This is a genomic window from Dactylosporangium sp. NPDC051087 (assembly GCF_055586325.1).
The window spans coordinates 52757-78233 of record NZ_JBVJIJ010000010.1 but is presented as its reverse complement, the minus strand read 5'-3'; the positions used below and the strand labels follow the sequence as shown (position 1 = coordinate 78233).

Here is a 25477-nt window from a genome sequence, read left to right as displayed (position 1 = left end):
GATGGACTCCTCAGCCCAGGACCTCCCCGGCGACGCCGCTCAGGACCGTGCCGACGACGCGCTGCTGGCCGACCTGCGCCGCGTCGCCGGCCGGGTCGACCCCGTCCCCGCCGACCTGCTCTTCTCCCTCAGCGTGACCGGCTTCAACATCGAGATCTGCCGGTACGTCCCGGAGCCCCCCGCCGGCGCCCTGGCGGGGGTGCGCGGCGACGAGGAGACGACCCGCGCCACGTTCGAGTCCGCCAGCCTCACGATCATGGTCGAGTGGACCGCCGGCACCAACGGCACCGTCCGCCTCGACGGCTGGCTCGCCCCGCCGTCGCCCTGCCGCATCGAGCTGCGCACCGTCGACGGCCCCCAGACGATGGACACCGACGAGGGCGGCCGCTTCGCCGCCCAGCGCGTCACCCGCGGCGAGGTGCAGATCCGCGTCCACCCCACGACCGACCAAGAGGCCGATGGCGCCCGGACGGTGGTGACGCCATCGTTCGTCGTATAGCCGAGAAACCACCCATTCCGGCCGACCCGCGCGAACCCGCGCGGGCCACACGCACGTCCGCGACCGACCCGGCGCGACTGGTGGCGCGGGTCGTGCGGCTGCACCGCTCCGCGGTCCGGGCCGGGGCCGCCGGGCACCCCGCGACCGCGGCACGGCGCGCCACCGAGGCCCTGCGGCTGCTCGGCTGGCCGGGCACCGAGCCGTCCACGCCCGGCCTCGCCGCCCGCCTCCTGCTGACGCTCGCGCACGCCGAGGCCGAGCAGGGCCGCACCGAGCGCGGCCTCGAGCTGCTCGACCGGGCCGAGACCCTCGCCGACCTGACCGACGTCGGCACGGTCCTGCAGCAGCGCGGCCTGCTCCTGCTCCGCGTCGGCGAGATCGACGCCGCGCTGAAGCTCCTCGACGTCGCCGTCCCCGTCCTGCAGGAGCACGGCGAGCCGGCCGTCCTCGCCCGCACCCTGCTCAACCGCGGCGTCGTGCACCTCACCGCCGGCCGGGTCCGGCTCGCCCGCGCCGACCTGCGCCAGTGCCGGGACCTCGCCGGCACCCACGGCCTCGACCTGCTCGCCGCTAAGGTCGAGCACAACCTCGGCTACTGCGCCCTCGCCGGCGGCGACGTCCCCGCGGCACTGCAGACCTTCGACACGGCCGCCGACGCCCTGCGCCGCCTCGGCGCCGACGGGTTCCTCGCCATCTCGGTGCTCGACCGCAGCCGCGCCCTGCTCGGCGCCGGCCTCGACACCACCGCCGCCGAAGAGCTCGACCACGCCATCGAGCTGCTCAAACGCCACCGCCTCAGCCAGGACCTCGGCGAGGCCGAGCTCGCCCGCGCCCAGGCCGCCCTCGGCAGCGGCGACCTGAAGGCCGCGGCCCTGTGGAGCGCCCGCGCCAGGGCCCGCTTCACCCGCCGCCGCAACCGCGCCTGGGCCGCCCTCGCCGCGCTGCTCCAGGTCCGCGTCGACCTGGCCACCGCCGGGTCCGGCGCGGTCGTCGTCGGCTCCACCGCCGGTCGCGACGATCCTGCCGCGACCGCTCGACCCGGTCCGGGTGCGGGCGATCGCGCCGGGGCCGGTCGGGGCGCAACGGCCGGCGGTGGCGGTGCGGCGGCCGGGGACGGGGGGCGGGCGGTGGTCGTACACCTGCCGCGAAAGGAAAATCGTCGGAGGCTGCTGGGCGTCGAGCGGCGGGCGGCGCGGCTGGCGGGGGCGTTGCGGGACCTCGGGCTGCGGCACGATGCGGGCAGTGCGGAGCTGCTGGCGTTGCGGGCCAGGGTCGCGGCCGGTGACCTCCCGTCGGGCGAGCAGCGGGCTCCCGCGCGGCGGCCGCTGCGTGCCGACGTCCCGCTCGACCTGCGGCTGCTGCACCGGCTCACCCGCGCCGAGCTGCACCGGGCCGATGGGCGGCTCCGGGCGGCGCTCGACGAGCTGCGGGAGGGACTCGCGACGCTGCAGGAGCACCGGCGGCGGTTCGGGAGCCTCGAGCTGCAGAGCAGCGTGGCGTCGCTGGGGGCCGACCTCGGCGCGTGCGGGCTGGACATCTCCTGGTCGCTCGGGCCGCCGAACCTCGTCTTCAACTGGTCGGAGCGGTCCCGGGCGCAGTCGTTCCGGATCCGGTCCGTCCTGCCGCCGCAGGACCCGCAGATCGCGGAGGCGCTCGCGGAGCTGCGGCAGCTGCGGCGGGCGGTCCGGCTCGCCGAGCTCGAAGGCCGGGCCGAGCCGCAGCTGCGGGCCCGGTGCGGCGAGCTCGAGCAGACCATCCGCCGGCAGGGCTGGTGGGCCGGCGACACCGAGGAGGGCCACGGCGCCGCCACCGACGCCGAGGTGACCGCCGAGCTCGCCCGCGCCGATCGCTGCATGGTCAGCTACCTGATCCGCCACGACCGGCTGCACGCGCTCGTCCTCGCCGGTGGGGCGGTCACGTCGGTGGAGCTCGGCGCGTACGCCCCGGTGGCCGAGGCCGTCCGCCGGCTCCTCAGCGACCTCGACACCGCCGCCGACCGGCGGCTGCCACCGAAACTCGCGGCGGTGGTCCGGGCCAGCGCCGACCGGCAGGCCGCGACCCTCGATCACGCTTTGATCGCTCCGGTACTGGCCGCGCTCGGCACCCGCGACGTCGTCATCGTGCCGACCAGACAGCTCGCCGTGCTGCCCTGGGGGCTCCTGCCCAGCCTGCGGGGGCGGCCCGTGACGGTGGCGCCGTCCGCCTCGGTGTGGCTCGCCGCCCGCGCAGCGTCCTCCGCGGGGTCTGCCGCGACGGGCGCGCCGCTGCTGGTGGCCGGCCCCGATCTCGTGCACGCCGACGCCGAGATCGCCGCGATCGCCGCCCTCTACCCGGACGGCCGGGTCCTGCGCGGCGCCGCCGCCACCGCGACCACCGTCCTGGCCGGGATGGACGGCGCGCCGGTCGTCCACGTCGCCGCGCACGGCCACCACGACACGCAGAACGTCCTGTTCTCCAGGCTGGAGCTCGGCGACGGGCCGTTGCTGGCGTACGAGCTGCAGCGCCTCGGCACCGCCCCCGGCCAGGTCGTCCTCTCCGCGTGCGACGTCGGCCGGGCGGTCGTCCGCGCCGGCGACGAGCTCGTCGGCTTCACCGCGGCGCTGCTGCACGCCGGGACCGCCAACGTCGTGGCAAGCGTCGCCCGCATCCCCGACGAGCTGGGCCCCGCGGTCATGGCGCACTACCACCGCGCCGTGGCGCTCGGGGTGTCCCCGGCCCGCGCCCTGGCCGACCTGCCGGAGGCGACGCCGTTCGTCTGCTTCGGCGCCGGCTGAACCTTTCCAGCGCTCCGTGACGCCTTCATCACAGAAGGCTTCATCGATTCACGGGGGTACATCATGAAACTCGCGCTCTGCGTCGGCATCAACGACTACCCGGGCGTCTCGAACGACCTCTACGGCTGCCGCAACGACGCCGCGGACTGGACGGCGGCGCTGGCCGCCCGCGGCTTCGAGGTCCGCACACTGCTCGACAGCGCCGCCTCGGGCCTCGCGATCCGCACCGGCATCACCGACCTGCTCAGCCGCACCTCGGCCGGCGACGCCGTGGTCATCACGTACTCGGGCCACGGCACCTGGGTCCCCGACCTCGACGGCGACGAACCCGACCACCGCGACGAGGCGATCTGCCCGCACGACATCGCCGCCAACGGCCCACTGCTCGACGACGAGCTCTTCACGCTGTTCACCACCGCCGCGCCGGGCGTACGCACCGTGCTCATCTCCGACTCGTGCCACTCGGGGACCCTGACCCGGCTGAGCCGCCCGCTGGGCGACGGCCGCTGCTCGAGCCGCTTCCTGGCGCCGTCGTCGTTCCTGCCGGCCGGGTCGCCCGGCGGTGCCGCCCGGTTCCGCGGCTCGCGTCCCCGCTCGTCCGCGCTGCTGCTGGCCGCGTGCCGGGACACCGAGTACTCGTACGACGCCACGTTCGCGGGCCGCCCCAACGGCGCGTTCACGTACGTGGCGCTGGCCGCCCTCGCCGGCCTGCCGCCCGGCGCCACGTACCGGGACTGGCTCAGGGCGATCAGGGCGCAGCTGCCGAGCCAGAACTACCCGCAGACCCCCGCCCTGCAGGCGAGCGCGGCACAGCACACCTGGCCGGTGCTCGCCTGACCGCTCCTTTCCGTCCAGCAAAGGCAGTGACGTACAACACATTCCCGAATACCATTCCGCCCGTTTGCCACCTTTGAGTGCGCATTGACCAGCGTCGACGTCCTGCGGTGTCGGCCAATCGCACGGGACACCGTTCCCGCACTCCTTCCCACTCCCTGGGCATGGAGCCTCCCGACGGCCGCCCGTCCCGGGTCCGGCTCGATAGGGGCCCCGGGACGACCATGACCCAGGGTTCGGGAAAGTCCGGACAACACCCGAAACGCGGAGAAAGCGAAATTTCGCACGGGCGGCAACATGCGGCGACGACCTCACTGAGCACCTACGGGACCGTGACTTTGCGGGCGTACCGCGACGACGCCCGACTACTGGATTGGTGTCCGCAACGGGCGCAGCGGTGTCCATGGCGGCCGGTGCTGTGACAGCGGTGCCCAGCCGCCCGCGGATCTCACGGCGGCAAGCGGAACCCGGCGGACCTGGCATGAGCGTCGGCACATCCGGCGGAGCCGGCGGCGGGCGTCGCTCGTCACTGGCGATACCGGACCACGGCAACACTTGCGGGCGGGCAGGGCAGCGCCTTCCTGGGCGGAGAGCCCCGGCGAGCCGCATCGGGCACCGAGGCCACGACGGGCCGAGGCGAGTCCGCGACCGGCCGAAGCCCGCGACCGACGAGGACGAGCCAGCAGACGACCAGAGCCGTAGGCGGGCGAACGCACGACCCACGACAGGTCCAGCAGCGCCGGCTACAAGCGCAGAGCGGATCACGCCGAGCGGCCGGAAGCAGCGCCGACGGCACGCCTGCCCGGACCCGGGGCGAAGTGGAGAATTCCCCGGCCACGGACAGCGTCAGCCGCGACCGGCAAGACGGGAATCTGGTCGAGCTGCTGGCCGTTCGGGCTCCGGTCCGGAGCCTGGCGACAGGCAGACCAAGGCGGTCGGCAGCCGGTCAGAGACGGAGGAAGGGGTGCGGGGCCGACCCCGCCCAGCGGGGACAGAGGTCCGAAGCACCCCTGACTCAGCCCATGACGGGCGACAAAGGCAGCCCACGGGCACCATCAGCGTCGCCGGTGCCCTGCTCGTCAAGCTGTTCGGCCGCCCCGAGACCGAGGCCGCCCGCTTCGCCGACCGGGCCGGCCGGGTCCGCGATGTACAGCCGCGTGTTCTTCGTCAGCATGCTCCTCGTCGCGTCCCTCGCCCAGGCACTGACCTACGGGCTCGGCGGCTGGTTCGCCGTCCACGGCCGCATCACCGCCCGGCGCGTTCCCCATCTCGCCGGCCGCCCACGGCTCCCCGACGCAGACGTGCAACGTCTCGCCTCCGGTCTCCCCGGGCGCCCACATTCCGACCAGAACGTCCCGGGCTCCAGCCGCCCCGGCGCCCCCGGCGTCGGCCCGGCGACCCCGGCGAACCCGGCGTCGGCCCGGCGACCCCGGCGAACCCGGCGGCGGCATGCAAGGCGGTGGCGGACCCGGTCACGCGGCCCGGCAGCATTCGACGCCCACCCCCGCCCGGCGGGCGCAGTCACGGCGGCCCGGCAGCATTCGGCGCTCCGCCCCGCACCGCCTCTCAGCTTCACCCGGCCACGGCTGCATCACCGACGGCACCGTCGTGACCCTCGCGCCCGCTGCTCACCAGGCTCTATGGCCCATCGGGAAGCACGGACCGGTCGGGCCGGACGGCACGAGGTCCATCGGAAGACACGAGGACCACCGGACGGCACGGTCTCACCGGACGCCACCAGGCCCCGACGTCACCGAACCCGGACGGCACCCGGCCCCGGACCGCACCAGGTCCACCGGACGATACGAGGTCCATCGAACTGCACGAAGCCCGCCGGAAGCCACACGGCCCACCCGACGGAACCAGGCCCACCGGACGGCACGGGCTCACCGGACACCACCAGCCCCGTCGTCACCAAGCCCACACGGCACCCAGCCCCGGACCGCACCAGGTCACCGGACGATACAAGGTTCATTGAATGGCACCAGACCCGCCGAGACGGCACCAGCCCCGCCGAGACGGCACCAGGCCCGCCCGGACGGCACCAGCCCCGACGAGACGGCACCAGGCCCGCCCGGACGGCACCAGCCCCGACGTCACTAAGCCCGGACGGCACCAGCCCCGGACCGCACCAGGTCCACCGGACGATACGAGGTTCATCGAACGGCACCAGACCCACCGAACGGCACCAGGCCCGCCGGAAGCCACACAGCCCATCGGACGGCACCAGGCCCCCGGACGGCACGGTCTCACCAGACGCCACCAGGCCCCGACGGCACCAGGCACGCACGACACCCAGCCCCCGGACCGCACCAGGTCCACCCAAAACGGCACCGGGCCCACCCAACCGGCGCGAGGTCCATCGGAAAAGGCATGAGGCTCGCCTGAAGGGGCCGCGAGGAGTGCCGGAGGCGGAGGCCGCGCGGAGAGACGGTGGCGGCGGGGTTACGGGATCGCGGTTGGCACGGGGTTGGCGGGTGGGGTGTCGGACAGGGCGAACTGGGTCCGGTACAGCTCCGCATACAGCCCGCCCGACGTGATCAGGGTGTCGTGGGTGCCTTGCTCGACGATGTGGCCGGCGTCGAGGACGAGGATCTGGTCGGCGGCGCGGATGGTGGAGAGGCGGTGGGCGATGACGAGGGCGGTGCGGCCGGTGAGCGCCTCGGCGAGTGCCCGCTGGACGGCGGCTTCGGACTCGGAGTCGAGGTGGGCGGTGGCCTCGTCGAGGATGACGATGGAGGGGGCGCGGAGCAGGAGGCGGGCGATGGCGATGCGTTGCTTCTCGCCGCCGGAGAAGCGGTAGCCGCGCTCGCCGACGACGGTCTCGAGGCCGTCGGGGAGGGACTCGACGAGAGTGGCGACCTGGGCGCGGCGCAGGGCGGTCCAGAGCTCGGCGTCGGTGGCGCCGGGCTTCGCGTAGCGCAGGTTGTCGGCGATGGTCTCGTGGAAGAGGTGCGAGTCCTGGGTGACGACGCCGATGGTGTCGCGCAGGGACTGCAGGGTGGCGGCGCGGACGTCGACGTCGCCGACGAGGACGGCGCCGCCGGTGGTGTCGTAGACGCGCGGGAGGAGCATGGCGGTGGTGGACTTGCCGGCGCCCGAGGGGCCGACGAGGGCGACCATCTGGCCCGGCTCGACGGTGAACGAGATGCCCTTGAGGACCTCGTCGGTGACGGTGCGGTCCAGCGACGAGACGTCTTCCAGGGACGCGAGGGAGACCTCGGCGGCGCTCGGGTAGCGGAAGCGGACGTCGCGGAACTCGACCTTCGCGGCGCCGGGCGGCAGGGGGCGGGCGTCGGGGCGCTCGGCGATGCCCGGAGCGAGGTCGAGGACCTCGAAGACGCGCTCGAAGGAGACGAGGGCGCTCATCACGTCGACCCGGACGTTGGACAGCGCGGTCAGCGGGCCATAGAGCCGGGTGAGCAGCAGCGCGAGGGTCACGACGGTGCCGGCGGTGATGCGGCCGTGGACGGCGAACCAGCCGCCGAGCCCGTAGGTCAGTGCCTGGGCGAGGGACGCGACGAGGAGCATGCTGACGAAGAACACGCGGCTGTACATCGCGGACTGGATGCCGATGTCGCGGACCCGGCCGGCCCGGTCGGCGAAGCGGGCCGCCTCGGTCTCGGGGCGGCCGAACAGCTTGACGAGCAGGGCACCGGCGACGCCGAAGCGCTCGGTCATCGTGGCATTCATGGTGGCGTCGAGCTGATAGGCCTCGCGGGTGATCGCGGCGAGCCGCCGGCCGACGCGGCGCGCCGGGAGGATGAAGACCGGCAGCATGACCAGCGACAGCAGGGTCACCTGCCAGGACAGGGTGAGCATCACGGCGGCGGTGAGGACGAGCTGGATGACGTTGCTGACGACGCCGGACAGGGTCGAGGTGAACGCGCGCTGGGCGCCCTGGACGTCGTTGTTGAGCCGGCTGACCAGCGCGCCGGTCTGGGTGCGGGTGAAGAACTGCAGCGGCATGTGCTGCACGTGACCGTAGACCTGGGTGCGCAGCGACAGGATGATGCCCTCGCCGATGCGGGCCGAATACCACCGCTGGACCAGCGACAGCAGCGCGTCGGCGACGGCGAGCGCGCCGATGAGCAGCGCGACCCGCACGACGGCCGTGCCGGCGTCGGGCCCGCCGGCGTTGATCTTGTTGATGACGTCGCCCGCGAGATATGGCGTGGCGACGCCGATGCCCGCGCCGAGCACGACGGTGACCAGGAAGACGCTGATGTCACCGCGATAGGGCCGGGCGAAGGCGAGGATCCGCTTGCCCGTGCCGCGGGCCAGGCGCTTGCCGGCCAGCTCGTCGGCCTTGCGCAGGGCGCGCAGCGTCTCCCAGCCCGCCATGCCGCTCGGCGTCATCGAAGCACCCCCCGGTCGGAAACCTGAAGCCCAAGCATGCCCGGGGGGTACGACAAGTTATTCGCCGAGGCCCGCCAGATCCTGGATCCGGCGCACCTGCGCGGCCCGCTCGACGGCCTCCTGCTCGGCGAAGGTGTGCCCACCGGCCGCCGCGATCAGGGCCTTGATCTCCACGACCGCGTCCCGGGAGCCGGCGAGCACCGCGGCCGTCAGGTCCGACACCGCGTCGGACAGCGACGCGGCCGGCACCACCACGTTGGCGAGGCCGATCTGCGACGCCTCCGCGGCGAGGACGCGCCGGCCGGTGACGCACAGCTCCAGTGCCCGCGCGTAACCGACCAGCTCGACGAGCCGCTTCGTGCCGCCGAGGTCCGGGACGAGCCCGAGCGAGACCTCGGCCATGCAGAACTTGACGTCCTCGGCCGCGACCCGGAAGTCGCAGGCGAGGGCGAGCTGGAAGCCGGCACCGATGGCGTGGCCGTGGACCGCCGCGATCGAGATGAGTGACGGCTGTCGCAGCCAGGCGAACGCCTCCTGGTACTGCGCGATCTGCGCTTCGGAGACGCCGCCGAGGATCGTCGCGGCGACCGAGGTGTCGAGCCCGGCTGAGAAGGCCCGACCGGAGCCGCGCACGACGACCACCCGCACGTCGCCCGGCAGTGACCGGCCGAACGTCCGGAGGTCGGCCCACAACGCGGGGGTCTGCGCGTTGAGGACCTCGGGCCGGTCCAACGTCACCGTCGCGACCGGCCCGTCGACGTCGAAACGCACTTCTCCCGACATGGGAGCGGCGTTCACGCCTTCTTGCGGCGCCGGGCACCGCCACGCTGACGAAGCTGAACGCCAGATTCGGTCAGCACCCGGTGCACGAATCCATAGGAACGACCGGTGGAAGCGGCGAGCGCGCGGATACTCTCACCGTTGGTGTACCGCTTCACGAGGTCCTTCGCCAGCGTCTGCCTTTCGGCGCCGACGATCCGGCGACCCTTCTCGGTGCTGGTGGTGGCGGTGGCTGCCATGCTGATCCCTCACGTCCCAGACAGAGCGGTTGGTGCGGTCCCACCTATTAGACCGCCTCGAACGATCATGCGCTAGATATCGACGGCACGCCAACCGACACGCACAGCATTGTCGCCTACCCGATACCGTGATGCGCCGTGATGAGCGAACCCCCCACCGGCCAACCCTGGACTGCGCATCGTGAGCGTCGCGATGCGCTCCGTTGGGTTGCCCTCGGCCTGCTAGGGCTCGCGCTCGCCGCGCTCGCGGTGCAGCTCGACGCCCGTCTGGGCACCGCGAGCGCCCCCTTCCTCGGCAGGTACAAGATCAGGGTCGGACCGGGCAGTGTGCTCGCCCCACTGGTCGCCGCGGCGGTACTGTGGTCTGCGTCACATGACGCCCTCCAGCGACGATCTTGGCGAAAAATTCAGCTATTCGGGTACACCGCCGGCCTCACGTGGGCTATCGCTTTGGCGCTTGTCGATGGCTGGTCGGGTCTTACGAAAGCCCTGGGTTCACCGGAGGAATATCTGGGTGACGTTAGGCGGGTCGGTGCCGATCCCCTCGCATACCTCAGACATTTCACGGCCGACGCGGCCAACCACTCGGTCGCCTCCAGGGGGCATCCGCCGGGCCCGGTGTTGTTTTTGTGGCTGGCCGACCGAATCGGTGTCGACAACCACGTGGTCCTCGGATTCCTGATCACCGCTCTATCGGCGCTGACGATTCCGTTGGTGCTGTCGGCGGTACGCGACTCGGTCGGCGAGGCGGCCGCACGGCGGTACCTGCCGGTGCTCGTCCTCGCCCCGTACGCGATCTGGGTGGCCGTGAGCCTCGACGGCCTGGTGGCGACCCTCGGCGCGGCCGCGATCGTGGCCGGCCTGCGGGCGAGCCGCACCAAGGTCCGGAAGAAGGCGGTGTGGGCGCTGGCGGCGGGCCTGCTCATCGGCGTCGCCGCCCTGTTCTCGTACTCCGCGCCGTGGCTGGGCCTGTCGATCGTGTTCATCTACTTCGCCAGGCGCAGGGCGTTCCTCAACGTCGTGACGGGCGTCGGCGCGCTCGTGCCCGTGCTCGGGGCGCAGCTGCTCGGCTTCGGCTGGGCCGACGGCCTGGTCGCCGCGGAGACCGACTACGCGAGCCGGGTCGCGCCCTACCGGTCGGTGCTGTGGTGGAGCGCGATCAGCGTCGTCGTGCTGCTCCTGGCGACCGGCCCGGCGATCGTCGCCAGCGCCCGCAAGGTGCGCAACACGGCCGCCTGGCCGTTCCTGGTCGGCGCGGGGGCGGCCGTGGTGTTCTCGATCGCGGCGGGCCTGGCCAGGGGCGGGGTCGAGCACGCCTGGCTGCCGTTCTTCCCCTGGCTCACGGTCGCCGCCGTCGCGCCCGAGAAGCCCGGCGGCGAGCTGCCCCCGACCCCGCTGCTGCTCACAGCGGTGGGGGCAGCCCTCGCGATCGTCATCGAAGCCTTGCTGATCACGCCCTGGTAGGACCTCAGGCGAGTTCCACGAGCTCCAGGAGGTCGTCGCTCCACGCGTCCTCCACGCCGTCCGGCAGGAGGATCGCGCGGTCCGGCTTGAGCGCGGTCACCGCACCCGGGTCGTGCGTGACCAGCACGATCGCCCCGGGGTAGCGGGCGATCGCGTCCAGGACCTGCTCGCGGCTGATCGGGTCGAGGTTGTTGGTCGGCTCGTCGAGCAGCAGCACGTTGGCGCCGGAGCAGACCAGGGTCGCCAGGGCGAGCCGGGTCTTCTCCCCGCCGGACAGGACCCCGGCGGGCTTGTCGACGTCGTCGCCGGTGAACAGGAACGCGCCGAGGATCTTGCGCAGCTCCGTGTCGTTCTGGTCCGGGGCGGCGGAGCGCATCAGCTCCAGGATCGTCCGGTCGACGTCGAGCTGCTCGTGCTCCTGGGCGTAATACCCGCGCTGCAGGCCGTGCCCGGCGTGCACCTCGCCGGTGTCGGGCTCCAGCTCGCCGGCGAGCATCCGCAGCAGCGTGGTCTTGCCGGCGCCGTTGAGCCCCAGGATCGCGACCCTGGAGCCGCGGTCGACGGCCACGTCGACGTCCACGAAGATCTCGAGCGACCCGTAGGTCTTCGACAGCCCCGACGCCGTCAGCGGGGTCTTGCCGCACGGCTTCGGGTTGGGGAAGCGGACCTTCGCCACCCTGTCGGAGACCCGGACCTCTTCGAGGTCACCGAGCATCCGCTCGGCGCGGCGGGCCATGTTCTGCGCGGCGACGGTCTTGGTGGCCTTGGCCCGCATCTTGTCGGCCTGCGCCATGAGCGCGCCGGCCTTCTTCTCCGCGTTGGCCCGCTCGCGCTTGCGGCGCTTCTCGTCGGTCTCGCGCTGCTGCTGGTACAGCTTCCAGCTCAGGTTGTAGAAGTCGATCGTGGCGCGGTTGGCGTCGAGATACCACACCTTGTTGACGATCGCGTCGAGCATCTCCACGTCGTGGGAGATCACGACCAGGCCGCCCTTGTGGCTGGACAGGAAGGTGCGCAGCCAGGCGATGGAGTCGGAGTCGAGGTGGTTGGTCGGCTCGTCGAGCAGCAGGATGCCGCCGCCGGTCGCCGCCGCGTCGCGGAACAGGATGCGGGCCAGCTCGATGCGGCGCCGCTGGCCGCCGGACAGGGTGCCGATGGTCTGCGCGAGGACCCGGTCGGGCAGGCCCAGGTTGGCGCAGATGCGGGCGGCCTCGGCCTCGGCCGCGTAACCGCCCAGGCCGGCGAACTGGTCCTCGAGCTGACCGTACCGCCGGATCAGCCGCTCGTCGTCGCCGAGCCGCTCCTCGAGGGCCTTCATCTCGGCATAGATGGTGTCCAGCCCGCGCGCGGAAAGGACGCGGTCGCGGGCGGTCACCTCCAGGTCGCCGGTGCGCGGGTCCTGCGGCAGGTAGCCGACCGGGCCGCGGCTGTCCACCGAGCCCGCGTGCGGGGTGCCTTCACCCGCGAGGACCTTGAGGGTGGTGGTCTTGCCCGCGCCGTTGCGGCCGACGAGACCGATGCGGTCGCCGGGCTGGATGCGCAGGTTGATGTCGCTGAGGAGGATGCGCGCGCCCGCGCGCAGCTCAAGACCCGTGGTCGTGATCACAGGAAGGACTCGCTCTCGCAATATTCAAGGGAAAGATGGACAGACTCCTGGTGCTGGACCGGGGGTCACTCCCTCTGAGTGCGAGGCGCGCAAGTCACCCGCATATCCTACCGTGCGCGCCGGCCGACACCGCCACACGATTACGTCACAAGATCATCGGGTACCGCTCGGAGCAGACACCGGTCGATCCCGCCCCCGTAAAAAGAGGTGTGCCATGGAGTTCAACGACGATGCCGATCTCGACACCAGCCAGGTCAACGACCGGCGCGGGTCGACCAGTGGTGGCGGCGGTGGCGGTGGCGGCCTCGGCGGCATCCCCATCCCGATCCCGGGCGGCGGTGGCGGCAAGATGGGCCTCATCATCACGCTGATCGTCCTGGCGCTGGTGGTCTGCGGCGGCGGTGGCCTCTTCGGCAGCGGCATGCTCGGCGGCGGTGGCGGCGGCGACCAGCAGGCCGACAACAGCGACATCGACAAGCGGTGCGACAAGTCCAACAAGGACCGCTTCAACGACGCCGACTGCCGCAACGTGCTCTACATCAACTCCGTCCAGGCGTACTGGAAGACCGCGCTGCCGGAGGTGTTCGGCAAGCAGTACCAGCAGGCCAAGACGAACTTCTTCAACGGTGCCGTCAACACCGGCTGCGGCCAGGCGGACTCCGGCGTCGGCCCGTTCTACTGCCCGGCGGACAGCCAGGTCTACATCGACCTCACGTTCTACAACGAGCTGTCCAGCCGCTTCGGCGCCAAGGGCGAGTTCGCCGCGCCGTATGTCATCGCCCACGAGTACGGCCACCACATCCAGAACCTGCTCGGCACCAACGCGAAGGTCCAGCAGGGCGACACCGGCCCCACCTCGGGTTCGGTGCGCCTGGAGCTGCAGGCCGACTGCTACGCCGGCGCCTGGGCGTTCCACGCGACGGAGACCAAGGACAAGGAGGGCGACGCCGTCCTCTTCACCTCGATCACGCAGCAGGACATCGACGAGGCCATCGAGGCGGCCGAGGCGATCGGCGACGACACGATCCAGAAGAAGTCCGGTGGCGGCGTCAACCCCGACGGCTTCACCCACGGCACGTCCGCGCAGCGCAGCAAGTGGTTCAAGGTAGGCTTCGACAAGGGCGACCCGAAGAACTGCGACACCTTCAGCACCAGCAATCTGTAGGGGTGACCCTGATCGACCACCTCGCCGCGGTCTACCGGGCCCACCAGGATCCCGGTAAGGCCGCGGCGATGCGCGCCTACATGCGCGACCAGTTCGACTTCCTCGGCATCCAGAGCACGGCCCGGCGGGAGCTGTCGAGGCCGTTCCTCGACGCGAGCGACCCGCTGCGCCTGGCGCGGCAGTGCTGGGCGCTGCCCGAGCGGGAGTTCCAGTACTTCGCCTGCGACCTGCTCGCCAGGCACGCCGGGAAGCTCGAGGACCCGCTGCCGGTCCTGCGCACCCTCGTCACCACCAGGTCCTGGTGGGACACCGTCGACGCCCTCGCCGCCAACGTCGTCGGGCCGGTCGTGCGCCACGACCAGACCCCGATGGACGCGTGGATCGAGGACCCCGACCTGTGGGTGGCGCGGACCGCGATCCTGCATCAGCTGCGCTACCGCGACGCGACCGACCCCGGCAGGCTCTTCTCGTACATCAGCAGACACCGCGACCACAAGGACTTCTTCATCCGCAAGGCCATCGGCTGGGCCCTGCGCGAGTATGCGAAGACCGACCCGGACGCCGTCCGCGCCTTCGTCGCGGCGAATCCGGACCTGTCGGGGCTGTCCAGGCGCGAGGCGCTGAAGAATATCGGTCGCGGCGAAGCGGCCCCGGACGCATGATGCACGCCATGAGCCGACACCTGATCCCAGTCCCCGCCGGAACCGGCGAAGGGACCATGCGACAGGCCGGCCCCCTGACGGAAGCGAGCCGCAAGCAGCAGCCGTGAGCGCGGTGGTCCTGGAGGGGCTGCTCGCCGGCTACGGGGTCGCGGTCCCGGTGGGCGCGATCGGCGCACTGATCGCCGGTCTCGCCGCCCGCACCGGCTGGCGCACCGGCGCCGCCGCCGCGATGGGGGTGGCCACCGCCGACGGGATCTACGCCGTCGTCGCGGTCCTCGGCGGCGCGGCCCTCGCGGGGCTCATCGCACCGATCGCCGCTCCCCTGCGTTGGATCGCCGCGGGTGTACTGGTGGTGCTCGCGCTCAAGACCGCCACCGACGCGCTGCGGCACCGCGACGACGCCGGGCGCGAGCGGGCCGCCGACGGCAGGATGACCCGCCCGGCCGGCGCGTATTTCGCGCTGCTCGGCCTGACCCTGCTCAACCCGGCGACGATCGTCTACTTCGGCGCGCTCGTCCTCGGCCGGCGCGCCGACGACGGGCTGTCCGCGGCCGGCGAGGTGGTCTGGGTCGCGGCGGCGTTCGTGGCGTCGGCGAGCTGGCAGCTGCTGATCGCCGGCGGCGGCACCCTGCTCGGCAAGGTCCTCACCGGCCCGCGCGGCAGGCTGTGGACGGCGCTGACCTCCAGCGCGGTGATCGCCGCCCTCGCCGTCGTTCTTGTCGTGTGACCTTCGCCTGGGTCCGCGCGTGATGTGTGCATGAGGGATGCCGATGGCTTCGCCGAGTGTTACGCGCTGCAGTTCCGGCAGATCGCCGCGCAGCTGAGCGTGTACCTCGGCGACCCGGACGAGGCGCGGGACCTGACCCAGGAGGCGTTCACGCGCGCCTGGCAACGCTGGGACCGGATCAGCCGCTACGAGGAGCCCGCCACCTGGATCCGCCGGGTGGCATGGAACCTCGCCACGTCGCGGCTGCGCCGGCTGCGGGTCGCGCTGCGGCACCAGCGCTCCACCAGGACGGAGGTGGTGCATGGCCCCAGCGAGCACGGCGTGGCGATCCGCGACGCGCTCGCCGCGCTTCCCGACGGTCAACGCCGGGCCGTGGTCCTGCACTACCTGGTGGGGTTGCCGGTGGCGGAGATCGCCGAGCTGTGCCGGGTCCGGGAGGGCACGGTGCGCACCTGGCTGTACCGGGCCCGGCAGTCCCTCGCGGGAACCCTGGACGACTTCCGAGAGGTACGCCGATGACACACGAACTGCGCGACGCGCTCCGCGCGGAGTACGAGATCGCCCATGACACCATCAGGCCCGAGGGGGTGGCCGCGGTCCGCGCCGGCGCGGCCCGCAAACGGCGCCGCAAGGTCCTCGCCGGAACGGCGGCCCTCGCGGTCGTCCTGGCCGGCGGCGCCGGCGCGTGGCGGCTGGCCCCGGGCGACGACCCGGCGCAGCAGGTGGCCGCCGGGGGTTGCGACCGGCCCGGCGCCGACGTGTCGGTCTTCTTCAAGGTCGACATCACGGCCGAGCAGGAGGAGCGGCTGGAGCGGGTGCTGCGCGACTCCCCCGAGGTCTACTGCCTGGTCTACCTGAGCAAGGACGCGTCCTGGGAGGAGTTCAAGAAGCGGTTCAGCGACGCGCCGGAGCTCGTCGCTGCGGTCCGCACGGACTCGATCACGGCGTCCTTCCGCTTCAGGGTCGCCGGGAAGGCCCAGTCCGACACCGTCGAGCAGCGGTTGCACGACGTCGAAGGAATCTCCGACTACATCTGCCAGATGCGGTGCCGGACCCAGTCCCGTTAGACGTTGAAGCCGAGGGCCCGTAGCTGGTCGCGGCCCTCGTCACTGATCTTGTCCGGGCCCCACGGCGGCAGCCACACCCAGTTGATCCGGATGTCGCTGACCAGTCCGCCGCCGGGTCCGGTGCACAGCGCCTGGCGGGTCTGGTCCTCGATGACGTCGGTCAGCGGGCAGGCCGCGGACGTCAGCGTCATGTCGAGGGTCGCGACGTTCTCCTCGTCGACGTGGATGCCGTACACGAGGCCCAGGTCGACGACGTTGATCCCCAGCTCGGGGTCGACGACGTCCTTCATCGCCTCTTCGATGTCGGCGAGCACCGCGGTCATGCCTTCTCCTCGTCCTGATCCTCGACAACGACGGCCCGGCTGAGCGCGTCCTTGTACGCCATCCACGGCAGCAACGCGCACTTCACCCGGGCCGGGTACTTCGCGACGCCGGCGAACGCGACCGCGTCCTCCAGCACCGCCTCGTCCGGCTCGACCTGGCCACGGCCGCCCATGAGCTCCGTGAACGCCTCGTGCCGGCGCAGCGACTCCTCCACGCTGCCGCCGGTGAGCAGCTCGTGCAGGATGCTCGCGGAGGCCTGGCTGATCGAGCAGCCGATGCCCTCGTAGGAGACGTCCTTGACGGTGCCGCCGTCGACCGACACCCGCAGCGTCACCTCGTCGCCGCAGGTCGGGTTGACGTGGTGCGCCTCCGCGTCGAACGGCTCGCGCAGGCCACGGCCGTGCGGCCGCTTGTAGTGATCCAGGATGATCTCCTGGTAGAGCTGGTCGAGCTTCACGCGAAGACCTTCCGCACCCGCTCCAGACCGCGGACCAGCGCGTCGATCTCGCCGGTCGTGGTGTACAGGTAGAACGACGCCCGCGTGGTCGCCGGCACGCCGAAGCGTACGCAGGTCGGCCGCGCGCAGTGGTGCCCGACGCGGACCTGCACGCCCTCGTCGTCGAGGATCTGCCCGACGTCGTGCGGGTGGATCCCCTCGACGGTGAAGGAGATCGTCGCGCCCCGGTCGGTGTTGTCGGCCGGGCCGATGACCCGCACGTCCGGCGTCGCCGCGAGGGCGTCGAGGGCATATGCGGTGAGCTGCTTCTCGTACGCCTGGATCGCGTCCATGCCGACGGCGCTCAGGTAGTCGACGGCCGCGCCGAGACCGACCGCCTCGGCGATCGGCGGGGTGCCGGCCTCGAAGCGGGCGGGCGGGGGCATGAACGTCGAGCCGGTCATCGCGACCGTCTCGATCATCGACCCGCCGCCGAGGAACGGGGGCATGGCGTCGAGCAGCTCAAAGCGGCCCCAGAGCCCGCCGATGCCGGTCGGGCCGAGCATCTTGTGGCCGGTGAACGCGACGAAGTCGGCGCCGAGCGCGGTCACGTCGACCGGGATGTGCGGCACCGACTGGGAGCCGTCCAGCAGCACCAGCGCGCCGACCTGCCGGGCCCGGGCGACGATGACGTCGACGGGGTTGATCGTGCCGAGGATGTTGGAGTAGTGCACCACCGAGACGAGCTTCGTGCGCTCGTTGATCAGCTCGTCCAGCCGGGACAGGTCGAGCCGGCCCTCGTCGGTGAGGCCGAACCAGCGCAGCGTCGCGCCGGTGCGCTGCGCGAGCAGCTGCCACGGCACGATGTTGGAGTGGTGCTCCATCTCGGTGATGACGATCTCGTCACCGGGCCCGATCCGCAGGCGCGGGTCGTCGGCGCGCGCCGTGAAGGCGTGCGCGACGAGGTTGATCGCCTCGGTCGAGTTCTTCGTGAAGACGATCTCGGCGGCGGTGCCGGCGCCGACGAACGCGGCGACCTTCTCGCGGGCACCCTCGAACGCCTCGGTCGCCTCGGTGCCGAGCGTGTGCACGGACCGGGCGACATTGGCGTTGTGCAGCTCATAGTGCTCCCGGACCGCGTCGATCACCTGGCGAGGCTTCTGCGACGTGTTCCCGGAGTCGAGGTAGACGAGAGGTTTGCCGTTGACTTCCCGATCGAGGATCGGGAAGTCCTTCCGTACGGCGTCGACATCCAGCGCGTTCATGATTCCCCTAAGCGTGGTGCGTCGCCGGTCCCGCACCGGCCAGGTAGCGCTCGTAGCCTTCGGCCTCGAGCTGCTCGGCGAGCTCCGGCCCGCCCTCTTCGACGATCCGCCCGCCGACGAACACGTGCACGAAGTCGGGCTTGATGTAGCGCAGGATCCGCGTGTAGTGCGTGATGAGCAGCAGCCCGGTGTCGCCGCTCTCGCGGACCCGGTTGACGCCCTCGCTGACGATGCGCAGGGCGTCGATGTCGAGGCCGGAGTCGGTCTCGTCGAGCACCGCGATCTTCGGCTTGAGCAGCTCCAGCTGCATGATCTCGTGGCGCTTCTTCTCACCGCCGGAGAAACCCTCGTTGACGTTGCGCTGGGCGAACGCCGGGTCCATCTGCAGCTTCTCCATGGCGCCGCGCAGCTCGCCGGCCCAGGTGCGCAGCTTCGGCGCCTCGCCGTCGATCGCGGTCTTCGCGGTGCGCAGGAAGTTGGCGACCGACACGCCCGGCACCTCGACCGGATACTGCATGGCGAGGAACAGCCCGGCACGGGCCCGCTCGTCGACCGTCATCGCCAGGACGTCCTGGCCGTCGAGGGTCACCGAGCCGCCGGTGACCTCGTAGCGCGGGTGGCCGGCGATGGAATACGCCAGGGTGGACTTGCCGGAGCCGTTGGGGCCCATGATGGCGTGGGTCTCCCCCGCCCGGACGGTCAGATCGACCCCGGCGAGGATCGGCTTCAGCTCACCGTCGGGCAGCTTCACCGACACCTGCAGGTTGCTGATCTCCAGCGTGCTCACTTCGTCACTCCGTTACTGGGATTCAAGTCGATGTAGACGTCGCCGTCGCGGATCTCGACGGGGTAGACCGGGACCGGCTCGGTCGCCGGCAGGCCGCTCGGCTCGCCGGTGCGCAGGTCGAAGCGCGAGCCGTGCAGCCAGCACTCCAGGGTGCAGCCGTCGACCTCGCCCTCCGACAGCGCGACCGCGGCGTGCGAGCACTCGTCGTAGACGGCGTAGAAGTTGTCGTCGTCGGCGTGGACGAGGGCGACCTCGGTGCCCTCCACGTCGAACTGCTGCACCGTCCCCTTGGCCACGTCCGCGGCCGCACACACCTTGATCACGCGCCGGCCGCCTCGAGACGCGCCTCGATGGCCTCGCCGAGCCGGTCACGCAGCGACTCGACCGGGATCTTGTGCAGCAGCTCGCCGAAGAAGCCCCGGACCACGAGCTTGCGCGCCTGGTCGTCCGGGATGCCCCGGGACATCAGGTAGAACAGCTGCTCGTCGTCGAAACGGCCGGTGGCGCTGGCGTGCCCGGCGCCGGCGACCTCGCCGGTCTCGATCTCCAGGTTGGGCACCGAGTCGGCGCGCGCCCCGTCGGTCAGCACCAGGTTGCGGTTGATCTCATACGTGTCGGTGCCGGTCGCCTCGGCGCGGATCAGCACGTCGCCGACCCACACCGTGTGCGAGTCCTGGCCCTGCAGCGCGCCACGGTACGCCACGTAGCTGCGGCAGTCCGGCACCGAGTGGTCGACCAGGAGGCGGTGCTCCAGGTGCTGCCCGGCGTCGGCGAAGTAGAGCCCGAACGCGTCGATCTCGCCGCCCCGGCCGGTGTAGTCGACGCTGGTGTACTGCCGCACGACGTCGCCGCCGAGGGTCACCTGGATGTGCGTGACCTTCGCGTCGCGGCCGAGCCGGAAGCGGACGTGCTGCGCCTGGACGGCGTCGGCGTCCCAGTCGGTGACGGTGACCAGCGTGAGCCGGGCCGCGTCGCCGACGATCACCTCGACGTTGTCGGCGAGGGTGACCGTGCCGACCTGCTCCAGCACGACGGTCGCCTCGGCGAGCCGGCCGACCTCGACGACGGTGTGGCCGAACGCCACCTCCGTGGTCGAGCCGACGAGCCGCACCACGGCGGCGGTCTCCGGCACGGCACTGGGCGCGACGGACACCAGCAGCGCCTCGGTCGCCGCGCCGGCCGCGAGGGCGCTGATCCGGTCGAACGGGGTCAGCGCCGAGCCGACCCGCGCGTCGCTGCGGTCGACGGTCGCGACGGTGACGCCCTCGGGCAGGTCACCGGCCTCGACCTTGGGCGCGGTGGCACCGGTCGTCGCGTCCTCGGTCGCGAGGCCGCGCAGCCGCTTGAGCGGGGTGAAGCGCCACTCCTCCTCCCGCCCGGTGAGGGCGGGGAAGTCGGCGACGTCGAACGAGCGGACCTGCTGCGCGCGGGTCTTCGGCGGAACCAGTACGGGAGCGCTCATTCCGCCACCTCCGCTGCGCTCCGGCGTCGGCCTGAGCCGAAACTGACACACGATGAGCGGCCCGAGCCGCTTCGCTGGCCGCTCATCCGACAGCGCCCTCCATCTGCAGCTCGATGAGCCGGTTGAGCTCCAACGCATACTCCATGGGAAGTTCCTTGGCGATCGGCTCGATGAAGCCGCGCACGATCATCGCCATCGCCTCGTCCTCGGTGAGGCCGCGGGACATCAGGTAGAACAGCTGGTCGTCGCTGATCTTCGAGACCGTCGCCTCGTGCCCCATCGACACGTCGTCCTCACGGATGTCGACGTACGGATACGTGTCGGAGCGGGAGATCGTGTCGACGAGCAGCGCGTCGCACTTCACCGTTGAGCGGGAGTGGTGCGAGCCCTCCATGACCTGGACCAGGCCCCGGTAGGAGGTGCGGCCGCCGCCACGGGCGATCGACTTCGACACGATGGTCGAGGAGGTGTGCGGCGCGGCGTGCACCATCTTGGCGCCCGCGTCCTGGTGCTGGCCCTCGCCGGCCATCGCGACCGAAAGGACCTCACCCTTGGCGTGCTCGCCGAGCATGTAGACCGCCGGGTACTTCATGGTGACCTTGGAGCCGAGGTTGCCGTCGATCCACTCCATGGTCGCGCCCTCGTGGCACACGGCGCGCTTGGTGACCAGGTTGTAGACGTTGGTCGACCAGTTCTGGATCGTGGTGTAGCGGCAGCGGGCGCCCTTCTTCACGACGATCTCCACGACCGCGGAGTGCAGCGAGTCGGAGGAGTAGATCGGCGCGGTGCAGCCCTCGACGTAGTGGACGTAGGCGTCCTCGTCGACGATGATCAGCGTCCGCTCGAACTGGCCCATGTTCTCGGTGTTGATCCGGAAGTAGGCCTGCAGCGGGATCTCCACCTTCACGCCCTTGGGCACGTAGATGAAGCTGCCACCGGACCACACCGAGGTGTTGAGCGCGGCGAACTTGTTGTCGCCGACCGGGATCACGGTGCCGAAATACTCCTTGAACACGTCCTCGTGCTCGCGCAGCGCGGTGTCCGTGTCCAGGAAGACGACGCCCTGCTCCTCGAGGTCCTCACGGATCTTGTGGTAGACGACCTCGGACTCGTACTGCGCGGCGACGCCGGCGACGAGGCGCTGCTTCTCCGCCTCGGGGATGCCGAGCTTGTCGTAGGTCGCCTTGATGTCGTCGGGAAGGTCTTCCCAGCTCGCCGCCTGCTTCTCGGTCGAGCGGACGAAATACTTGATGTTGTCGAAGTCGATGTGCGACAGGTCCGCGCCCCAGGCCGGCATCGGCTTGCGGTCGAACAGGCGCAGGCCCTTGAGACGAAGGTCGAGCATCCACTGGGGCTCGTTCTTCTTCGCCGAGATGTCGCGCACGACGTCCTCGTTGAGCCCTCGGCGCGCAGCCGCGCCCGCGCTGTCCGAGTCGGCCCAGCCGTACTCGTACCGGCCGAGGCCGGCCAGCTGATCGGCAGTGGTCATCTCACGTTCCTTTGCCTATCGGGACGAGCGCCGGAGATCGGCGCCGGAATGTGCGTGGTGCAGATGCCATCGCCGTTGGCGATGGTCGCGAGCCGCTGGACGTGCGTGCCGACCAGGCGCGAGATGACCTGGGTCTCGGCCTCGCACAGCTGGGAGAACTCGGCGGCGACGTGCGCCACCGGGCAGTGGTGCTGGCACAGCTGCCCGCCGGTGGCGATGGTCGTCGCGCCGGCAGCGTAGCCCTCGGCGGTCAGCGCCTTGGCGAGCGCCTCGGCCCTGGCCAGGGGGTCGTCGCCGGCCTCGGCCATGGCCGCCTTGCAGCGCTCCTCGAGCCCGGCGACCTGCGCCATCGCGAACGCGGCCACCGCGGACTCGCCGTGGTGCTCGGCGATCCACCGCAGCGCGGACGTGGCCAGGTCGTCATAGGTGTGCGGCAGCGTCTCGCGGGCCGCGGCGGTCAGCGTGAAGACCTTCGCCGGCCGTCCCCGGCCGCGCCTGCCCCGCTCGGGCCGCTCCCGGCTCTCCACCAGGCCCTCCGCCAGCATGGCGTCGAGGTGCCGGCGGATCCCGGCGGCACTCAGCCCGAGGGCGAGCCCCAGCTCGGTCGCTGTCGCGGACCCCTGCTGCAACAGCAGCTCCGTGACCCGGTCACGGGTGCGCACATCGAGCGGCGGGCACGCGTCAGCGACGGCAGAGCTCTGCGCCACCTCCGCGTTTTTCACAACACCAACGTTACGTAATTCACCTGTCGCAGGCAAACCGCCCTCCGGGTGATCCAACGCACGAAAGGTAAGCCTCTCCTTACTAAACCCACCGCCGGTGCCATATGTAGCCGCGCGTAGTATCTGCCGGGTGTTGGGGAAGCTGTCGTCGCTGCTCGATCGGCCCGTGGTGCTGCGCCGGGCGGCTCTCGCCTCGCTGGTCGCCAATGTCGGGATCGTGTGCACCGGAGGGCTCGTCCGGCTGACCGGGTCGGGCCTGGGCTGCCCGACGTGGCCGCGGTGCACCGAGGAGTCCTACGTGACGACCCAGGAGATGGGGCATCACGGGATCATCGAGTTCGGCAACCGGACGCTGACGTTCGTCCTCGGCCTCTTCGCGGTCGTCGCGCTGCTCGCCGCGTGGCGGCAGCGCCGGCGGGTCGCCGGACTCCTGCCGGCCGCCGTGTGGATGATGGCCGGCATCGCGTTCCAGGGCGTGCTCGGCGGCATCACGGTCCGGATGGCGCTCAACCCGTGGACGGTGATGGCGCACTTCCTCGCCTCGATGGTGCTGATCGCCCTGGCCTACGTGTTCTGGCACCGCACCCGCGAGGTGCCGCCGCGCTGGACCGCGCCGCGGGCGATCCGCACGGCCGGGATCGTGGTCACGGCCGTGTCGGCGGCGGTGCTGGTGCTGGGCACGGTCGTCACGGGAAGCGGGCCGCACTCCGGCGACACGAAGGCGGCCCGGACCGGCTTCGACCCCGCGACCGTCTCCCAGCTGCACGGCGACGCCGTGTTCGTGCTGGTCGGGCTGACCCTGGCGCTGTGGCTGGGCCTGCGCGCGCTGGGCGCGCCGCTGCGGGTGACCCGCGCCGCCGGGCTGCTGCTGCTGGTCGAGCTCGGGCAGGGCGTGGTGGGCTTCGTGCAGTACTTCACCGGACTGCCCTGGCCGGTCGTGCTGCTGCACATGCTCGGCGCCTGCCTGGTGTGGACGGCGACGATGGGGCTGCTGCTGGCCGTGTCACCCCGCCGGGAGCCGGAAGCGGAGCCCGTGCAGGAGATCCACGACGCCCGCTCGGACGCGAGCACCGCGTAGCGAGGACCGCGCCACCCGGCGAAGGATCGCGCCACCTGGCTTTACGAGGCCCACTCCGAGGCGAGCACCGCGTAGAGCAGGTCGTCGGTCCACTCGCCCTTCCAGTAGCTGGCGCGCACGAGCAGGCCCTCCCGGCGGAAGCCGAGCCGCTCCAGCAGCCGGGCGGAGCGCTCGTTGCGCGCGTCGAGCGACGCGTGCACCCGGTGCAGGCCCTCCTCGACGAGCAGGTGCCGCACGACCCGCCCGACGGCCTCGGTCGCATAGCCCTGGCCCTGGAAGGCGGGCGCGAACGTGAAGCCGATCTCCGCCTGCCGGCCGCCGTCGCCGCGGTTGACCCCGACGTCGCCGAGGAGCAGCCCGTTGTCGCGGCCCTCCACCGCGTACTGGAACCAGCCCTCCCGCTCCGGGTCCAGGTGCGCGGTCTCGGTGACGAACGCGAGCGCGTCGCCGAGCGGATAGGGCGCGTCCCACGACTGATACCGGGCGACGTCCGGATCCGAACGGTAGGCGGCGAGGGCGGCGGCGTCACCCGCGTGGAACCGCCGCAGCGACAACCGGTCTGTCTCCAGGAGCACGCACGCAGTGTAGTGCCAGACAGGCCACCAGCAGAGCGATCATCGCCGATACGATGAGCCGCACGACGAACACGTGCGGGCCGCCGTAGCTCAGCGCGCCGGTGACGAACGCTCCCGCCGCGAACACCTCGACGGCGACCGACCAGAACAGCAGCGGACGGCGCTCGACGACCGGTGCGGCCCCGTGCCATTCACGGACGAGGTGGCGGCGCGCCACGTACATGAGGAAGAGCGGCAACAGCAGCAGCGCGGCGTAGTCGCTGACGTCGCGGACCAGGCGCCACGAGCCGATGACGCCGACGGGGTGGGTGACCAGGTCCCACAGCAGGTGGCTGGCGTCGCCGAGCAGCGCCGAGCCGGCCGTGACCCACCACCGGTGCCGGACCTTCCGCAGCACGCCGTATTCGCGCAGCGCTCCCGGCAGGTGCGCGGCGACGGTGGGCGCGCCGAGCCGGATCAGCCACGCGACGAGCACGGTGACCGGCAGCCCCCACCAGAACGCCGCCGCGACGGTGTGGCTGCGGATGACCGCGAGATCGCCGGCGGCGTAGGCGATGTCGGGGGCGGTGGCGCCGACGGCGAGGGCGACGCCGTCGAACCAGCGCGGCCGCCACAGCTTCAGCGGCAGGACGGCCAGGGGATGCGTGGGAAGCGTCGCGGGCACACGGCCGACCCTGCCGCACCGCCACCCGGATCGGGCCGGTCTGCACCAGACCTGCCCGAAACGTTCACACCGGGTGGCGTTCGGCCGCCGAGCGGGTCACGCAGAACTCGTTGCCGGCCGGGTCGTGCAGCACCGCCCAGCCGGAGCCGCCGGGCTCGCGGTGGTCGGCGGCGACGGTGGCGCCGAGCGCGAGGAGCCGGTCGATCTCGGCGTCGCGGCCGCGGTCGCCGGGCTCGAGACACACGTGGACCCGGTTCTTCAGCGTCTTGGGCTCCGGGACGGCCTGGAAATACAGCCGGACCGCGCCGGGCGGCTCGATGACGACCTCGGCGTCGCCGGGCGCGCACTCCGGGTGGACGGGGTGGCCGATCACCTCGGCCCAGAAGGTGGCGAGGGCGAACGGGTCGGCGCAGTCGAACGCCACATTGCGGAGGAACGACACCATCCGCAACACCTTAGCCGCGTCTATTGCCGGGCTGTAAATTCATCTGCACGTTCTTTG

25 protein-coding genes and 1 pseudogene are annotated in these 25477 nt (G+C 71.8%); 11 read left to right on the top strand and 15 right to left on the bottom strand.

Features of this window, described 5'->3' with window-relative positions; all coding sequences use genetic code 11:
- The first annotated feature begins 1 nt into the window (after position 1).
- The 4 genes and pseudogenes from ACZ6TV_RS20275 to ACZ6TV_RS20260 form a co-directional block, all read left to right on the top strand.
- The gene (locus tag ACZ6TV_RS20275) at positions 2-499 is read left to right on the top strand and encodes a hypothetical protein (RefSeq protein WP_465298744.1); all 498 of its coding nucleotides are present in this window, start codon (positions 2-4) and stop codon (positions 497-499) included.
- Positions 500-579: 80 nt separating this feature from the next.
- Complete coding sequence (locus tag ACZ6TV_RS20270) at positions 580-3273, top strand: CHAT domain-containing protein (protein WP_465298743.1); 2694 nt, start codon at positions 580-582, stop codon at positions 3271-3273.
- Between the two features lie 63 nt (positions 3274-3336).
- The gene (locus ACZ6TV_RS20265; RefSeq protein ID WP_465298742.1) at positions 3337-4110 is read left to right on the top strand and encodes a caspase family protein; all 774 of its coding nucleotides are present in this window, start codon (positions 3337-3339) and stop codon (positions 4108-4110) included.
- Positions 4111-5152: 1042 nt separating this feature from the next.
- Positions 5153-5381, top strand: a pseudogene (locus ACZ6TV_RS20260) (ABC transporter ATP-binding protein); the annotation flags it as partial.
- A gap of 1171 nt (positions 5382-6552) precedes the next feature.
- Here ACZ6TV_RS20260 and ACZ6TV_RS20255 read toward each other — a convergent pair.
- Genes ACZ6TV_RS20255 through ACZ6TV_RS20245 form a run of 3 tightly spaced genes read right to left on the bottom strand, consistent with a single transcriptional unit; the run spans position 6553 to position 9485 of the window.
- A complete protein-coding gene (locus tag ACZ6TV_RS20255) occupies positions 6553-8466 on the bottom strand; it encodes an ABC transporter ATP-binding protein (protein ID WP_465298741.1) in 1914 nt (637 codons plus the stop codon).
- Positions 8467-8523: 57 nt separating this feature from the next.
- Positions 8524-9249, bottom strand: coding sequence for an enoyl-CoA hydratase/isomerase family protein (locus tag ACZ6TV_RS20250; RefSeq protein WP_465298740.1), 726 nt, complete (start codon positions 9247-9249; stop codon positions 8524-8526).
- An 11-nt stretch (positions 9250-9260) separates the two neighbouring features.
- Positions 9261-9485, bottom strand: coding sequence for a helix-turn-helix domain-containing protein (locus tag ACZ6TV_RS20245; RefSeq protein ID WP_033359767.1), 225 nt, complete (start codon positions 9483-9485; stop codon positions 9261-9263).
- A gap of 714 nt (positions 9486-10199) precedes the next feature.
- Here ACZ6TV_RS20245 and ACZ6TV_RS20240 point away from each other — a divergent pair.
- Positions 10200-10949: a hypothetical protein gene (locus ACZ6TV_RS20240; protein WP_465298739.1), complete on the top strand. Its 750-nt coding sequence runs from the start codon at positions 10200-10202 to the stop codon at positions 10947-10949.
- A 4-nt stretch (positions 10950-10953) separates the two neighbouring features.
- Here ACZ6TV_RS20240 and ACZ6TV_RS20235 read toward each other — a convergent pair whose 3' ends face one another.
- Positions 10954-12552: an ABC-F family ATP-binding cassette domain-containing protein gene (locus ACZ6TV_RS20235; RefSeq protein ID WP_465298738.1), complete on the bottom strand. Its 1599-nt coding sequence runs from the start codon at positions 12550-12552 to the stop codon at positions 10954-10956.
- A 214-nt stretch (positions 12553-12766) separates the two neighbouring features.
- Between ACZ6TV_RS20235 and ypfJ the strand changes: the two genes are divergently transcribed.
- From ypfJ to ACZ6TV_RS20210, 5 genes are all read left to right on the top strand, one after another.
- Positions 12767-13717 carry a KPN_02809 family neutral zinc metallopeptidase gene (ypfJ, locus tag ACZ6TV_RS20230; RefSeq protein ID WP_465298737.1) on the top strand — a complete coding sequence of 317 codons (951 nt, stop codon included), beginning with the start codon at positions 12767-12769 and terminating at the stop codon, positions 13715-13717.
- 2 nt (positions 13718-13719) lie between these two features.
- The gene (locus ACZ6TV_RS20225; protein ID WP_465298736.1) at positions 13720-14379 is read left to right on the top strand and encodes a DNA alkylation repair protein; all 660 of its coding nucleotides are present in this window, start codon (positions 13720-13722) and stop codon (positions 14377-14379) included.
- A 103-nt stretch (positions 14380-14482) separates the two neighbouring features.
- Entirely contained in the window at positions 14483-15106 is a 624-nt protein-coding gene (locus ACZ6TV_RS20220) for a LysE family transporter (RefSeq protein ID WP_465298735.1), read from the top strand.
- Between the two features lie 30 nt (positions 15107-15136).
- Complete coding sequence (locus tag ACZ6TV_RS20215) at positions 15137-15625, top strand: RNA polymerase sigma factor (protein ID WP_465298734.1); 489 nt, start codon at positions 15137-15139, stop codon at positions 15623-15625.
- On the top strand, positions 15622-16173 hold the full coding sequence (locus ACZ6TV_RS20210; protein ID WP_465298733.1) for a permease-like cell division protein FtsX: 552 nt from the start codon (positions 15622-15624) through the stop codon (positions 16171-16173). The genes ACZ6TV_RS20215 and ACZ6TV_RS20210 overlap by 4 nt, the downstream gene beginning before the upstream one ends.
- Here the strand turns inward: ACZ6TV_RS20210 and ACZ6TV_RS20205 are convergent.
- The 8 genes from ACZ6TV_RS20205 to ACZ6TV_RS20170 all read right to left on the bottom strand — a co-directional run bounded on the left by ACZ6TV_RS20205 (position 16170) and on the right by ACZ6TV_RS20170 (position 22658).
- Positions 16170-16577: a metal-sulfur cluster assembly factor gene (locus tag ACZ6TV_RS20205; protein WP_465298732.1), complete on the bottom strand. Its 408-nt coding sequence runs from the start codon at positions 16575-16577 to the stop codon at positions 16170-16172. The genes ACZ6TV_RS20210 and ACZ6TV_RS20205 overlap by 4 nt on opposite strands.
- A complete protein-coding gene (sufU, locus tag ACZ6TV_RS20200; protein ID WP_465298731.1) occupies positions 16493-16954 on the bottom strand; it encodes a Fe-S cluster assembly sulfur transfer protein SufU in 462 nt (153 codons plus the stop codon). The genes ACZ6TV_RS20205 and sufU overlap by 85 nt, the downstream gene beginning before the upstream one ends.
- Complete coding sequence (locus tag ACZ6TV_RS20195) at positions 16951-18198, bottom strand: cysteine desulfurase (protein ID WP_465298730.1); 1248 nt, start codon at positions 18196-18198, stop codon at positions 16951-16953. The genes sufU and ACZ6TV_RS20195 overlap by 4 nt, the downstream gene beginning before the upstream one ends.
- A gap of 7 nt (positions 18199-18205) precedes the next feature.
- Complete coding sequence (gene sufC, locus ACZ6TV_RS20190; RefSeq protein ID WP_465298729.1) at positions 18206-18985, bottom strand: Fe-S cluster assembly ATPase SufC; 780 nt, start codon at positions 18983-18985, stop codon at positions 18206-18208.
- Entirely contained in the window at positions 18982-19308 is a 327-nt protein-coding gene (locus ACZ6TV_RS20185; protein WP_465298728.1) for a non-heme iron oxygenase ferredoxin subunit, read from the bottom strand. The genes sufC and ACZ6TV_RS20185 overlap by 4 nt, the downstream gene beginning before the upstream one ends.
- Complete coding sequence (gene sufD / locus ACZ6TV_RS20180; RefSeq protein ID WP_465298727.1) at positions 19305-20447, bottom strand: Fe-S cluster assembly protein SufD; 1143 nt, start codon at positions 20445-20447, stop codon at positions 19305-19307. The genes ACZ6TV_RS20185 and sufD overlap by 4 nt, the downstream gene beginning before the upstream one ends.
- 82 nt (positions 20448-20529) lie before the next feature.
- The gene (gene sufB, locus ACZ6TV_RS20175) at positions 20530-21936 is read right to left on the bottom strand and encodes a Fe-S cluster assembly protein SufB (RefSeq protein ID WP_465298726.1); all 1407 of its coding nucleotides are present in this window, start codon (positions 21934-21936) and stop codon (positions 20530-20532) included.
- Positions 21933-22658, bottom strand: coding sequence for a helix-turn-helix transcriptional regulator (locus ACZ6TV_RS20170; RefSeq protein ID WP_465298725.1), 726 nt, complete (start codon positions 22656-22658; stop codon positions 21933-21935). The genes sufB and ACZ6TV_RS20170 overlap by 4 nt, the downstream gene beginning before the upstream one ends.
- Before the next feature lie 133 nt (positions 22659-22791).
- On the opposite strand from ACZ6TV_RS20170, the gene ACZ6TV_RS20165 reads away from it, so the two are divergent.
- A complete protein-coding gene (locus ACZ6TV_RS20165; RefSeq protein ID WP_465298971.1) occupies positions 22792-23736 on the top strand; it encodes a COX15/CtaA family protein in 945 nt (314 codons plus the stop codon).
- Positions 23737-23777: 41 nt separating this feature from the next.
- Here the strand turns inward: ACZ6TV_RS20165 and ACZ6TV_RS20160 are convergent, their stop codons facing one another.
- From ACZ6TV_RS20160 to ACZ6TV_RS20150, 3 genes are all read right to left on the bottom strand, one after another.
- A complete protein-coding gene (locus ACZ6TV_RS20160) occupies positions 23778-24311 on the bottom strand; it encodes a GNAT family N-acetyltransferase (protein ID WP_465298724.1) in 534 nt (177 codons plus the stop codon).
- The gene (locus ACZ6TV_RS20155) at positions 24262-24975 is read right to left on the bottom strand and encodes a DUF4184 family protein (RefSeq protein ID WP_465298723.1); all 714 of its coding nucleotides are present in this window, start codon (positions 24973-24975) and stop codon (positions 24262-24264) included. Before ACZ6TV_RS20155 ends, ACZ6TV_RS20160 begins: the two co-directional genes overlap by 50 nt.
- A 64-nt stretch (positions 24976-25039) precedes the next feature.
- Positions 25040-25420 (bottom strand): VOC family protein, encoded by a 381-nt coding sequence (locus ACZ6TV_RS20150; protein WP_465298722.1) that lies wholly within the window; start codon positions 25418-25420, stop codon positions 25040-25042.
- Positions 25421-25477: the final 57 nt, after the last annotated feature.

Excerpts from the sequence above, each read along its gene's own strand:
- ACZ6TV_RS20215 (WP_465298734.1), top strand. The coding sequence starts at position 15,137 with ATGAGGGATGCCGATGGCTTCGCCGAGTGTTACGCGCTGCAGTTCCGG.
- ACZ6TV_RS20275 (WP_465298744.1), top strand. The coding sequence starts at position 2 with ATGGACTCCTCAGCCCAGGACCTCCCCGGCGACGCCGCTCAGGACCGT.
- ACZ6TV_RS20150 (WP_465298722.1), bottom strand. The coding sequence starts at position 25,420 with ATGGTGTCGTTCCTCCGCAATGTGGCGTTCGACTGCGCCGACCCGTTC.
- ypfJ (WP_465298737.1), top strand. The coding sequence starts at position 12,767 with ATGGAGTTCAACGACGATGCCGATCTCGACACCAGCCAGGTCAACGAC.
- sufD (WP_465298727.1), bottom strand. The coding sequence starts at position 20,447 with ATGAGCGCTCCCGTACTGGTTCCGCCGAAGACCCGCGCGCAGCAGGTC.
- ACZ6TV_RS20265 (WP_465298742.1), top strand. The coding sequence starts at position 3,337 with ATGAAACTCGCGCTCTGCGTCGGCATCAACGACTACCCGGGCGTCTCG.
- ACZ6TV_RS20255 (WP_465298741.1), bottom strand. The coding sequence starts at position 8,466 with ATGACGCCGAGCGGCATGGCGGGCTGGGAGACGCTGCGCGCCCTGCGC.
- ACZ6TV_RS20210 (WP_465298733.1), top strand. The coding sequence starts at position 15,622 with ATGACACACGAACTGCGCGACGCGCTCCGCGCGGAGTACGAGATCGCC.
- ACZ6TV_RS20245 (WP_033359767.1), bottom strand. The coding sequence starts at position 9,485 with ATGGCAGCCACCGCCACCACCAGCACCGAGAAGGGTCGCCGGATCGTC.
- sufB (WP_465298726.1), bottom strand. The coding sequence starts at position 21,936 with ATGACCACTGCCGATCAGCTGGCCGGCCTCGGCCGGTACGAGTACGGC.
- ACZ6TV_RS20250 (WP_465298740.1), bottom strand. The coding sequence starts at position 9,249 with ATGTCGGGAGAAGTGCGTTTCGACGTCGACGGGCCGGTCGCGACGGTG.
- ACZ6TV_RS20195 (WP_465298730.1), bottom strand. The coding sequence starts at position 18,198 with ATGAACGCGCTGGATGTCGACGCCGTACGGAAGGACTTCCCGATCCTC.